The following is a 13057-nucleotide window of genomic DNA, read 5'->3' on the forward strand; positions in this document are numbered from 1 at the left end:
GGAGTCAGTTCTCCGGTCAATAATTCTCGAGGCCTGCTATACGCAACAGCTTACACATTAAAATCAGCTGCACAGAGCCGAATTTGAAGGGCACAGCGAGCCGACAGGGTGTGCATTTTAGTGTAATCGCGCTGAGGGCTGCACCAGCTATGAACAGCAAGCAAAGAAATTTTCAGTGAGCGTTTTCACCCGCCCGCGCTCAATTCCCAAGTTGTTCCATTAAACAAGGATTATCACATATCACAGGTTGTGACGCCTCCTGATGGATGAATCGGTTGGCCGTGCCAATTTCTTCGAGCGTGGCTGAATGCGGGGCTCGAGCATATCGCGCCGCCCCTCGGGCGAACACCGCGGGCACCTTCTCTCCTGGAGGATGGATCGGTCTAGTGGAGTTGCAGTGGTTACGCATGTTGCAATTCCACCCGTCGCATCCTGCAAGCTCGCGAACTCGCGCGGTTGCAAGGAGTAGGCCCGGAACTAGCCGTGGCAACTATGGGCGTTCTCATTCTGAGTCAGCTAGCGGGGTTGGATGAAGTGCAACTCCAGCCAAGTGTGTTTTGAGAAGAAGGGCATGGTCTTGCTGGTCAACGCCGGGGCATTGACCAGCACGGTCCGGGCGGGTGGCCAGTGTATTGCGTCCAGACAACCCATTTCGCAGGTTGGGCGCTGGCGGCGGAGGCGTCCATGCTGCCGAAATCGGATATCTAGCGGTGCAGGGTGGTCAAGCCTTTGGCGTACTCATCGGTCGAGTCAGCCGTCGGCGGAAGTGGTTATCCCCCGACGTGCCCGACATTCAGTCAAGAGCAGTTTGGCTCAGTTGCTCTAATTTCCGCCGCTTTCTCGGATTATACTTCAGCTCGATTTATTCAAGGATGTCGGCATGAGCTTCAGCCCGAGTGACTTGCCGGCGATGGTTCACCTGTTCCCGTTTCAACACACTGAAGAAGCTCTCTGCGGCGGCATTGTCGTAATAGCTGCCAATAGCACTCTTGCTACTTGTGATTTTGTGGCCAGTCAGGAATTGCTGGTACTCATGGCTGGTAAACTGGGAACTTGCGATCCGAGTGGAGTACCACTGGTGCCTTCGACTTTCGCCACCACCACGCCATGAGGACAGCCTGAATTAGCAGTTTTCGAACCATGTGGTGGCTCATTGACCATCCCACTAGCTGGGCACCGAAGAGGTCGATGACCACAGCCAGACCTGGCCAGCCTTCGCCAGTTCGCAAATAGGCAGTATCGGTTCCCCACTTGGTATCAGCCCCTTCGCGCAAAAAATCACGCTCCTTCTTCACCTGCCGAGATCCTCGCTGGACACGTGCGATTTCCTCATCTCTAGGATAGCCGTGGCCGGAATACACCCGCTTGCGTGGCTCCGAAGCTTGCTTCACCCACTGGCGGAGCATGTTGCCATCGATACCCGGGTTTCGGGCAATTTCGGATACGGGAGTATCGGACTGCTGCACCAAGCGTATAGCTTCTTGTTTACACTCAGGCGAGTATCGTTTTCTCCAGGACATGGGATACCTTGTTCAAGTCGTGACTATCCATTGTTAGTCTGGGTATCCGTCGTGTCGGGGGAGAACCAATTGACCCGGGCCGGGAAACGTATGAGTGCGATTTACAGCGAGAGCCCGAAGCCATTAGCACAGAAAGTCTTTATGCAAATCGACGTCCCAGTCTGCCTCGGCAACGGAAATGCCTTGCTCTTTGACGAGGCGCACCACCTCCAATTTGGATTTGCGGCGGAACCGTATACGTGTTGTCGTAATCTGCCTCCAGATTCATCGTGACACCCAAACCAGGCATAGACGAAATTTGGGGGCAGGCCACCCACCGTCAGCGGAGGAAGCAAGAGCACGAAATTCAAGCCAAGCATCACCTCGGAGTAGAATCAACTGCAGTTACATGAGCAGCTATACCGGCAATTGTGGGCGCGCGCAGTTTCGGGAGTTCAAGGCATGATCAATGTTTTGCGCTGCGGCTGGCATGTTAGTGTGCGGATCCAGGTCGGCGACAATGATCAGCCAAGTGTTTGAATTTAAAAAAGTAAAAATGCGAAATCAAGTTCATCACCTGAGAATGCGTTATCCAAGCTACACCTCTCGGAAAGAGCAATTCGGGCCAAAATCAACCGTCAAGCCCACCTCTTGACGAAAGTATTGAGCAATGACCCTCATCCATCTATAATCCCGCCCCTCTTCAGGACTATAGCTCAGTTGGTTAGAGCGCTACCTTGACATGGTAGAGGTCCCCAGTTCGAATCTGGGTAGTCCTACCAAATCCCAAAGCCCCGGCACCCGCCGGGGCTTTTTCGTTCCGGGGTCAGAGCCCTTTTCGAGCGAAAATGATTTCCCAGCGTTCACCAGAATAATGTGCCGGCTCTCCGCAGACATCTTTCATGACCAAAAAGGGCTCTGACCCCTCTTTTCATTCGTTTGAATCCGGGGTGGATGGTGGTAGTATCTGGACAGGTGGTAAGGCCAATTATGGCCGCCTGGCCAAAGATCAAGTGTAATACCGTCCTGCTACGCTGTCCCCGGACCCGAACTACAAGAACGATATATCGATGAAGATTATTGACGCGAAAGTGATCGTCACCTGCCCGGGGCGCAATTTCGTGACCCTCAAGGTGGTCACCGACGAGGGCGTGTACGGGATCGGCGACGCCACCCTGAACGGCCGCGAGATGGCGGTGGTTTCATACCTCGAGGACCACATCGTGCCCTGCCTGATCGGCCGCGACCCGCAGCAGGTCGAGGACATCTGGCAGTACCTGTACCGCGGTGCGTACTGGCGCCGGGGCCCGGTGACCATGACTGCGATCGCCGCGGTGGATGTCGCCCTGTGGGACATCAAGGCGAAGATCGCCAATCAGCCGCTTTACCAGTTGCTCGGCGGCAAGTCCCGCGACGGGGTGATGGTCTACGGCCATGCCAATGGCGGCGATATCGCCGAGACCGTCGACGAGGTGGGCCGCTATATCGACATGGGCTACAAGGCCATCCGCGCACAGACCGGGGTGCCGGGACTGCCGTCCACCTACGGCGTGGCCAGTGAAAAGATGTACTACGAGCCCGCCGATGCGGAACTGCCCACCGAGAACGTGTGGTCCACCGAGAAGTACCTCAACCACGTGCCGAAGCTGTTCCAGACCCTGCGCGACAAGTACGGCTTCGATCACCACCTGCTGCACGACTCCCATCACCGCCTGACCCCGATCGAGGCGGCGCGCCTGGGCAAGGACCTTGAGCCCTTCCGTCTATTCTGGCTGGAAGACACGGTCACCGCCGAGAACCAGGAGAGCTTCCGCCTGATTCGCCAGCACACCACCACGCCGCTGGCGGTGGGCGAGGTGTTCAGCTCGATCTTCGACTGCCAGCAGCTGATCACCGAGCAACTGATCGACTACATTCGCGCCACCGTTGTGCACGCCGGCGGTATCACCCACCTGCGGCGCATTGCGAACCTGGCGGACCTGTACCACGTGCGCACCGGCTGCCACGGCGCGACCGACCTGTCCCCGGTGTGCATGGGCGCGGCCCTGCACTTCGATACCTGGGTGCCCAACTTCGGTATTCAGGAATACATGCGGCACACGCCGGAGACCGATGCGGTGTTCCCCCACGTCTATACCTTCGACGACGGCTACCTGTACCCGGGCGAGGTGCCCGGCCACGGCGTGGATATCGACGAGGCACTGGCGGCAAAATACCCCTACAAACCCGCCTACCTGCCGGTCAACCGCCTGCAGGACGGCACCATGTTCAACTGGTAGGGTGGCGCGCGCCACCCATCCAGGGTAGAGCGAGTGACACGCCAGGGAATCGCAGCGCTCGGCGAGGTGATGGTCGAACTCGCGCCGACGGAGATAGCCGATAACTACCGGCTCGGCTTCGCCGGCGACAGTTTCAATACCGCAATAACACTCGCCAGGTTCGGTGTGCCCACCGCCTACGCGACCGCGCTCGGCGATGACCCGTTCAGCGCGCGAATCCTCGACCTGCTGTTGGGCGAGGGCATCGAGCAGACCCTGGTGGAGCGGTATCCAGGACGCCAGCCCGGCCTGTACGCCATCACCAACGACGCCGATGGCGAGCGCAGTTTCCACTACTGGCGCAGCGAATCCCCGGCGCGCGAACTCTGGGCACACGACGCGCAGCGGGAGCGGCTGGAGCGGCAGCTGCGATCGTATTCCATGCTCTACCTGTCGGGCATTACGCTGGCCATCCTGCGCGCCGACGCCCGCACCCGCCTGCTGGCCTTCCTCGCAGACTACCGGCGCGACGGCGGCAGCGTCGCCTTCGACAGCAACTACCGCCCGCGCCTGTGGCCGGACGCCGGGGCTGCGAGGCACGCCATCGGCGAGTTCCTGCATACGGCGACGGATATCGCGCTACTCACCCTGGAAGACGAGCAACTATTGTGGGGCGACGGCGACGCCGGGGCTGTCATCCAGCGCCATAGCGAGGGCGCGGCGGGCGAGATCGTCATCAAGCGCGGCGGCGAGCCCGTCCTGCTGTTTGCCGATGACCGTCTGCAGCAGGTCCCCGTGCCCGCGGTTGCCGGCATTGTCGATACCACCGGCGCGGGCGACGCGTTCAACGCCGGCTATCTCGCCGCTCGCTATCGCGGTGCCAGGGCTGAGTCTGCCGTACAACAGGGCAATCGTGCGGCTGCTGCGGTGATCCAGCGTCGCGGTGGCGTCGTGCCGCGGGACTATTTCCAGCAGGCCATGGCTGCGGCGGGCGATTGACAGTGCCGGCGTATCCTGCAATTCTCGTTGGCCTGACCACCTGACTTATTGACAATCTCGACGCTGCCTCCCGCCCCTCGCTATGCAAATCGAAGCCGTTAAAGTCCGCCGCCTGTACCTGGAAGTCGCCAGCCAGATCGAGAAATTGATTCGCTCCGGCGAGATCCAGCCTGGGGATCGCCTGCCCTCGGAACGCAACCTGGCGACCAGCTTCAAGGTCAGCCGTCCCACCATCCGCGAGGCGATGATCGCCCTGGAAATCGCCGGCCTGGTGGAGATCCGCACCGGCTCCGGCATCTACGTGATCGACAAGGGCCAGCCGGACAAGGGGCTGGTCGACGAGGGGCCGGGCCCTTTCGAGGTGCTGGAGAGCCGCATGGTGGTCGAGGCTGAGATCGCCGCCCTGGCGGCCGCGCGCATCAGCGACGAGCAGGTCGACGAACTGGAGGCCGCGCTGCGCGAGATGGAGCGCGAGGACGCCGAGGGTTCGGTAACCGAGCGCGCCGACCACAGCTTCCACTGCGTCATCGCCGCTGCCTCGGGCAACAGCGCCCTGGCCTCGGTGGTGGAGTGGCTGTGGGACCTGCGCAACAACTCCCAGATCAGCACCCTGTTTCACCAGCGTGTACGCGAGAAGGGGGTCCACCCCTCGCTGGACGACCATCGCCGCATCTTCAACGCGATGCGCGCCCGCGACCCGTTGCGCGCCCGCGAAGCCATGCGCGCGCATATCGCGAATGCGATAGACACTGACATCGCGCTGCTCGAAGCAGAAAAAGACACCTGAGTAGCGACGCTCCCGCGTCGACCCCGCTCCGGCGCCCACCGCCTTCCCCTCCCACTGGATGAAGACCCTCCCGCCGTCATCCATCGCCGTCGGACGCGCTCGCGTCGACATCGGCCGCACCAGGAATCGCACGCAAAAAAAAGGGCAGCAACGCTGCCCAATGCACTCACCACAGCCTATGTGTGGCGCCCGTGAGCGCCGGGTGTCTAGAAGTGCTTGGAAATACCGAACTTGAACACGCGGCCGAGGGTCCATGACCACTCGGAATAGCTGAGGTTGCTCTGCTGCCGGTACGCCGAGGGGTCCTCGTCGAACAGGTTGTCCACGTTCAGCGACAGGGACAGGCCGTCCATGAACCCGGAGTCGGCCTGGAACTGGTAGCCCACGAACAGGTTGGTGACGAGGAAGTCGTCGACCTTGCTCTGGTTTACCGCGAGGGTCGGGTCCGCGTCGTACTCGTCGGTGTAGCGGAAGTTCAGCCGCGCCTGCAGGGCATCCCGCGCCCAGCCAATATCCGCGGACACGAACAGGTCCGGGTTGTAATTCAACTGGTCGACCTCGGTACCGCTCTGGGTCAGCACGAAGTCGGTCTGGTAGTTGCCGGACAGCCCGTAGGACATGACGCCGAAGGAGGTGTCGTGGGTGTAGCGCACCGCAAAGTCTATGCCCTTGAGCAGCGCTTCCTCGGTGTTGGCGATACGCCGGTCGACCACCACGCCGACCTCGGTGGCGTCGATGTCGGCGTACTGGTTGCCGTTTTCGATACTGGCGAGAATGGCGTCCCACTCGGCCTGGGTGGGCTCGAAGATGAACTTGTCCGGGTTCAGCAATACCGCCTCGGAACGCTGCGGGTTGACCGCGCCGAGCAACTGCCGGAACTCGATCTCGTAGTAATAGGTCTCCACCGACAGGCCCTCGAGCGGGCGCAGTTCGAAGCCCACGCCCCAGGTCTCCGCGGTCTGCGGTTCCAGCGTGCCGCTGGCGCCTTCCAGTACCAGCACGTCATCGCGCGAGGGGTTGGTGCGCTCGCCCAGCGGGTCCGGCACACCGGCGGCGGCGTTGAAGATATAGCGGCCGTTGCCGGTGACGATGCTATCGAGTACGGTCGGCGCGTTGAAGGACTCGCCCCACTTGCCGAACAGGGTGATCCACTCGAAGGGCTCGTAGGTGATGCCCATGCCCGGGTTGGTGGTGTCGCCGAAGTCACTGTAGTCGTCGTAGCGAATCGACAGCGACAGGTCCAGCGAATCGAGGATGGGCACGGAGAGTTCGGCGAAGGCGGAGGTCACGTCGCGGTTACCCGAGACCTCGTTCAGCGCGCCGGCGCCGCCGAAGGTGGTTTCGCCGCTGCGCTTGCTCGCCTCGTCGCGGGCGTATTCCACGCCGACCGCGGCCTTGAGCATGCCGGCGGGCAGTTCGAACACGTCGCCGTCGGCGATGGCGCGGATGTCCAGCAGTTCCTGCTCGACCTCGTCCAGCACCTGCCAGTTGAGAATGTCCTGGACTACCGCAGTGTCTGCCGCGGCCACGTTCAGCGGGTCCAGGTCGCCGTTGGCAACGTAGTCGACCAGCTTGGTGCGGTCGGTCTGCGGGTCGGACACGCGGTTGTCGGACTGGCCGTAGTGCAGCAGGGTATTGATCTGCCAGCTGTTGGGCAGGTCGATGGTCAGCTCCGGCGTGATGCCCCAGGTCTCGATGCCGATTTCCAGGTCGCGACTGCGGTAGTCCGGGTGCGTGCCGAAGGAAAAGCCGACCTGCGAGGTGCTCACCAGGTCGCCGATGTTGTCGCCGGTCAGACCCAGTTCGGTCGGCGTCGGCTCCGCGACGGTGTCTCCGGTCGGGTAGCGGGAATAGTTGGTGGAGCGATCCATGTAGTACGCCTTGACCTTCAGGGTCAGGCTGTCGGACAGGGACTGGGTAATACCCGCATAGAAGTTGTCGCGCTGTTGCTCGGGCAGCAGGGCGGCCTTGCCCTTGACGTCGCAGGGTTCGCCGACCGGGGTGACGCCAGCGCCCGGGGCCAGTGGGTTGTCGGTCCAGCCGGCGCCGAACCAGAACCAGGTGGTCACCGCGCCCACCGGTTGCAGGCACTCGGTGCCATCCGGGGTGAGCACGCTGCCATCCTCGTTCCAGGTGCCCTGTGCTGCCCAGTCGCGGTCCTCGGTCAGCACGGAATCGCGGTCCGTGGTAGCCAGGGCGACATAGCCCGAGCCGTCTGTCCAGGACGTGCCGGCGACCACCGAAGCCTGCCAGCCATCGTAGTCGTCGCCCATGTCGTAACCCAGGTCAACCTTTACACCGTCGAACTCGTCGAGGGTGGTGAAATTGATCACGCCCCCCACCGCATCGGCACCGTACAGCGAGGAACCGCCGTCGGTGACCACTTCCACGCGCTGCATGACAGCGGTGGGGATGACATCCGGGTCCGGCGAGGCCTGGTCGGTGCCCACCGGCGTGATGCGGTGGCCGTCCATGAGCAGCAAGGTGGTGGCGCCGGTCGCAGCATTGATACCCGGCAGGTTGCGCAGGTTGGGGCGGTTGACCTGCAGGCCGCCGGCACCGCGCGGGTCCTGCTCCGGGCGCCGGTTAAAGAAGTTGGAGACCTGGGGAATGGTGGCCAGTAATTCGTTGGTGGTCACCGCGCCGGTTTCCAGGATGGCCTGGGCATCGAGGCCGATGATCTTCGAGCCGGCCGCCTCGACACCGCGGATCAGGGTGCCGGTGACCAGGATCTCCTCGAGTTCCAGGGTTGAACCGTCATCTGTGGCGCCGGCCGGTGCCTGGGCGAGCGCCGCGCCGGAGGTCATTGCTACGGACGCGGCGCCCAGCGCCAGCCCCTGGATATAGCGGTGTACGGACTTGTACAGTGTTTTGCGATTGGTCATTGCTCAAACCCTATTGTTATCGAGTGTGAAAATCGGGGCGATGGTGCTTCGTGGTTCCTGTGGTCCGGAAACGTTCCGCGAGACCGACTCCCGGCAACCGCCTTTGTGTCAGCGGCCTGTTTGTTATGGTTTCAATGCAACCCGCTCGGGGCCGCTGGCAGTATCGAAGGCGGCCGGGCTCCGGGGCCGGGCACAAGAACGGGCCAGAACCGCTCTTTTTCGATATTGGTCATGCCACTAGGCCAGACTATCCCCAACTGCTTTGCGCTGTCAATATAGCGCGTGTCACAGGTAGATCCGCGGCGGATTGGCCGGGTAGCTCGTGAAAATAGCGAAAGCCCTGTATTTATAGGTTTTTGAGAGTATGGGAGAACACCGGGCGCGGTGCGGAGCACGGTATTCGGAGGTCCCGCCATGGCGCCGCCGCATGCATGGACAGCTAACTTGACGTCATCCCAGGATTTACTCATTATTTGGCCAGACCAGATAGTGGTAAGACCAATTATTAGACCGGCCACAAGGAAACCCCACGCTTGAAACCCCTGCTCCTCACCTGCGCCCTGTGTGCCGTGTTCTCGGTCCTGGCGTCCTGTGCCTCTCACGGTGACCCGGGCGGTGCGACTGCCGCCAGCATGTTTGATGGGCCACGCACTGCTTTGCATCTGCGCCAGGGCTGGCGCTTTCGTTTCGGCGACGCGCCGGAGGAGGTGACCCGGGAAGTCTTTGATGACAGTGCGTGGCGCCAGGTCAGCGTGCCGCACACCTGGAACCGTGTGGGCACCTATGGCCTGCAGGAGGCGCCTGGCAACGACGGCCGGCGGGGTGTCGGCTGGTACCGGCTGCACTTTGCGGCGCCGCAGCCGGCCTCCGGGCAGCGTCATTTCCTGCAGTTCGATGCGGTGGCGACCATTGCCGAGGTCTGGCTGAACGGCGTGCGCGTGGGCGGGCACCGCGGCGCGTTCGCGCGCTTTCGCCTCGATGTCACCGAAGCCCTGCGCCCGGGGGACAACCTGCTGGTGGTGAAGGCGGACAACAGCGCGCCGGCGCCGGGCAGCAGTACCGAGCATGTCCTGCCCCTGGGGGGCGACTACTTCCTGTTCGGCGGTCTCTACCGCGAAGTCTCGCTGGTCAGCGCCGCCAGCGCGCAGATCGACCTGCTCGACCACGGCGGTCCCGGCATCTACATCCACACGCCGCAGGTGAGCCGCGAACGCGCCTCGGTCGCGGTGCTGGCCCGCCTGCGCAACTTCGGCGAGTCCGCACGCGACCTGACCCTGGTGACCACCGTTCACGATGCCGGCGGCGCCGCGGTGGCCACAGACACTGCACCCGTAGACCTCGCGGCGGCCGCCACCACGGAAGTGCAGCGCATGCTGGCGATTGCACAGCCGCGGCTGTGGGATGGCCGCGCCGACCCCTATCTGTACCGAGTCGCGGTCGAGTTGCGCGAGGGCAGCCGGGTGATCGACCGCGTAGAGCAGCCACTGGGAGTGCGGACCTTTGCCTTCGACCCGGACCGCGGCTTTATCCTCAATGACAAACCGCTGCGCCTGCGCGGCGCCTCGCGCCACCAGGACCGCGAGGGTAAGGGCTGGGCGCTGTCCGCGGCGGACCACGCCGAGGACATGGCCACCATGGCGGAGATGGGCGTGAACAGCGTGCGCCAGGCGCACTACCAGCACGCCCAGGCGTGGACGGAAGCCGCCGACCGCAGCGGCATGGTGGTGTGGGCGGAACTGCCCTGGACTCACGAGACCTCGGTGCGCCACGCGGCGCTGCCGGCGACTGAGCTGGAGGAAAACGCGAAGGCGCAATTGGTCGAACTGATCCGCCAGAACTACAACCACCCGTCCATCGCCATCTGGGCAATGGGCAACGAGGTGGATGTCGGCAACCTTGTGCAGGTGCGGCGCAACCGTGGCAAGGGCGAGCTTTCCCGGCCGCGCGCGCTGCTGGAATCCCTCAGTGCGCTGGCGAAGAGCGAGGACCCCAGCGGCCGGGTGACCGCCTACGCGGATTGTTGCGATGGCGCGGCAATCAGCGTGCCCGGCATGCAGGATCTGGTCGGGGCTACCGACATCACCGCCTTCAACCGCTACTTCGGCTGGTACTACGGCACGCCGGAGGACATGGGTACTGCCCTGGACACCATGCACGCCCGCTACCCGCAGCAGCCTGTCGGGGTCAGCGAGTACGGCGCCGGTGGTGCCTTCACCCAGCACACCGACAACCCCGCCGCTGCGGCACCTAACCCGCAGGGCCGCCCGCACCCGATGGAGTACCAGAGCTGGTACCACGAGGAGAACTGGCGAGAACTGCGCTCGCGGGATTACCTGTTCGGTACCTGGATCTGGAACATGTTCGACTTCGCCGCCGGCAGCGAGTCGGTGAAGCGCGCGGAAGGGGACACCGTCAATATCAACGACAAGGGCCTGGTACACCGCGACCACAAGCAGCGCAAGGATGCCTTCTACTTCTACAAGGCGGTGTGGTCGGATGAGCCCGTGCTGCACCTCACCAGCGCGAGCTACACGGACCGCCCCTACCCGGTGGTGGATGTGCGCGCCTACAGCAATGCAAGGCTAGCCAGCCTCGAGGTGAACGGCCGCGCACTGGGGGAGGCCGCCTGTGCTGAAGGCGTGTGCCTGTGGCGCGGCGTACATCTCGATGCGGGGGCCAACCGCGTGGATGTGAGTGCGACGATCGACGGCCAGGTACTCTCCGATACCGCGACTTGGAACGCGCCGGATGCCGGGGCCGGGCTGCGCATCCTGGCGGGCACGCTGGAGGGCGCGGTGGCCGAGGACGGCCGGCGTTTCGGCTCGGACAACTTCTTTGTCGGCGGGCGGTCCTCGCCGGTGGTGCCCTTCCTCATCTTCGACCGCCAGCCGCAAGTGGTCGCCGGCACAGCGCTGCAGGCCTTGTACCAGGCCTACCGGGAGGGCCCGTTCCGCTACGAACTGCCGCTGCCCGACGGGCAATGGACGGTAACCCTGCACATGCTGGAGCCCAGCGCGGACCAGGCGGCCAGCCGCCGCTTCGACGTGCTGGCCAACGGCGCCGCGGTGCTGCGCGACTACAGCCCGGCGGACGCCGCCGGCGGTGTGTTCGCCGCGGCGACAGCGTCGTTCCCGGTCACCGTCGAAGGCGGACAGCTGGTGCTGGATTTCGTGGCCGGGGCGGGTGAGCCGATTGTCTCGGCCATCGTCGTCGAACGCTGACCGGCGGCGGTAGAGACAAGTGCTCGCGCTCCCGAATCACCTTCCCGCCCAGGTGCAATCCCGCGCGGTGCCCTGCAGGCGGTGTTCACTCGCCGGGCGCAGGCAGGAGCTGGCGGCGCATGGCTAGGCTGCGACATGCGGGCAGGGTGTTGGCGATCCTGGCCCTGGGGTTGGCCCTCGGCGCCGCCGCGCTGGTCGCGCTGCCCCTCGACCCAGGAGTCCCGCCGGCGGATATCGCCGCCCTGGATGCCTCCGTCGAGCAGGGGGCGTACCTGGCGCGGGCCGCCAACTGCGGCACCTGTCACACCCGTGCCGAGGGCGCGCCCTATGCCGGTGGTGTCGCGTTCAACACGCCCTTCGGCGTGCTCTACTCCACCAATATCACCATGGACCAGGCCAGTGGTATCGGCGCCTGGGACTTCGCCGATTTCCATCGCGCCATGCGACACGGCGTGCGCCCGAACGGCTCGCACCTGTATCCCGCCTTTCCCTATACCGACTTCGCACAGATGACGGATGCGGACATCGCCTCGCTGTACCTCTATTTACAGAGCCTCGAGCCGGTCGCGGCGCTGGTGCCGGACAACCAGCTGGCGTTCCCCTACAACCTGCGCCCCCTGCTCGGCCCCTGGAAGCGCCTGTTCCATCGCCCGCAGGGCTTCAGCGCGGATACTGCGCAGTCTGGGGAGTGGAACCGCGGCGCCTACCTGGTCGAAGTGCTGGGCCACTGCGGCGCCTGCCATACGCCGCGCAATCGCCTGGGCGCCGAACTCGACGACCTGGCCATGACCGGCGGTACGCAATTGGACCAGGTGAAGCTCGGCGGCCTGCGGCCGTGGTCCGCGGTGAACCTGACCTCCCATGCCACCGGCCTCGCCGCGTGGAGCGAGCAGGACATCGTCGACTACCTGAAGACCGGCGCCAGCGAGCGCGCCGTGGTGCACGGGCCGATGCGCGAGGTGGTCATGCACTCCACGCGGCACCTTGGTGACAGCGACCTGCAGGCGATGGCGACCTACCTGAAGTCCCTGCCGGCCAACGCGCAGCCCGCTGGCGAGCCCGCTGCGGCAGGTGACCTGGCTGAAGGCGAGATCGTCTACACCGTGCACTGCGGCTCCTGCCACCTGCCCACCGGGCTGGGTGATGCCGGCCTGGGCGTGCCGCTGGCGGGCAACCCCGTCGTGCAGGCGCCGGACCCTGCCTCGCTGATCAACGTGATCCTGTACGGGCCGCACCTGCCCGAGCGACCCTTCGCGGTGGATCGCAGCAACATGAAGATGTTCGGCAAGCGCCTGTCGGATACGGACATCGCCCTGGTGGCGAGCTACGTGCGGGCGAGCTTCGGCAACCGCGCCGGCGCCGTGACGCCGGAACAGGTGAGGCAGCAGCGCTGATGGCCGGCGCCCAA

At 64.0% G+C, this 13057-nt stretch carries 6 protein-coding genes, 1 tRNA gene and 1 pseudogene; 6 read left to right on the forward strand and 2 right to left on the reverse strand.

Annotated elements, in window-relative coordinates; translation table 11 throughout:
• Positions 1-865 precede the first annotated feature (865 nt).
• A pseudogene (locus tag E4634_RS16540) lies at positions 866-1520 on the reverse strand (transposase); the annotation flags it as partial.
• A 684-nt stretch (positions 1521-2204) separates the two neighbouring features.
• On the opposite strand from E4634_RS16540, the gene E4634_RS16545 reads away from it, so the two are divergent.
• From E4634_RS16545 to E4634_RS16560, 4 genes are all read left to right on the forward strand, one after another.
• A tRNA-Val gene (locus E4634_RS16545) sits at positions 2205-2281 on the forward strand.
• Between the two features lie 288 nt (positions 2282-2569).
• Entirely contained in the window at positions 2570-3778 is a 1209-nt protein-coding gene (manD, locus tag E4634_RS16550; protein ID WP_135445772.1) for a D-mannonate dehydratase ManD, read from the forward strand.
• 33 nt (positions 3779-3811) lie between these two features.
• Positions 3812-4756 (forward strand): sugar kinase, encoded by a 945-nt coding sequence (locus E4634_RS16555; RefSeq protein ID WP_240725226.1) that lies wholly within the window; start codon positions 3812-3814, stop codon positions 4754-4756.
• Between the two features lie 82 nt (positions 4757-4838).
• Entirely contained in the window at positions 4839-5543 is a 705-nt protein-coding gene (locus E4634_RS16560) for a FadR/GntR family transcriptional regulator (protein WP_135445773.1), read from the forward strand.
• Positions 5544-5749: 206 nt separating this feature from the next.
• On the opposite strand, the gene E4634_RS16565 is transcribed toward E4634_RS16560, so the two are convergent.
• Positions 5750-8428: a TonB-dependent receptor domain-containing protein gene (locus E4634_RS16565; protein ID WP_135445774.1), complete on the reverse strand. Its 2679-nt coding sequence runs from the start codon at positions 8426-8428 to the stop codon at positions 5750-5752.
• Between the two features lie 533 nt (positions 8429-8961).
• Here E4634_RS16565 and E4634_RS16570 point away from each other — a divergent pair.
• Positions 8962-11649 (forward strand): glycoside hydrolase family 2 TIM barrel-domain containing protein, encoded by a 2688-nt coding sequence (locus E4634_RS16570; protein ID WP_135445775.1) that lies wholly within the window; start codon positions 8962-8964, stop codon positions 11647-11649.
• A 119-nt stretch (positions 11650-11768) separates the two neighbouring features.
• A complete protein-coding gene (locus E4634_RS16575) occupies positions 11769-13043 on the forward strand; it encodes a cytochrome c (RefSeq protein ID WP_135445776.1) in 1275 nt (424 codons plus the stop codon).
• Positions 13044-13057: the final 14 nt, after the last annotated feature.

The sequence above is a fragment of the Mangrovimicrobium sediminis genome (assembly GCF_004745945.1).
GTDB lineage: Bacteria > Pseudomonadota > Gammaproteobacteria > Pseudomonadales > Halieaceae > Mangrovimicrobium > Mangrovimicrobium sediminis.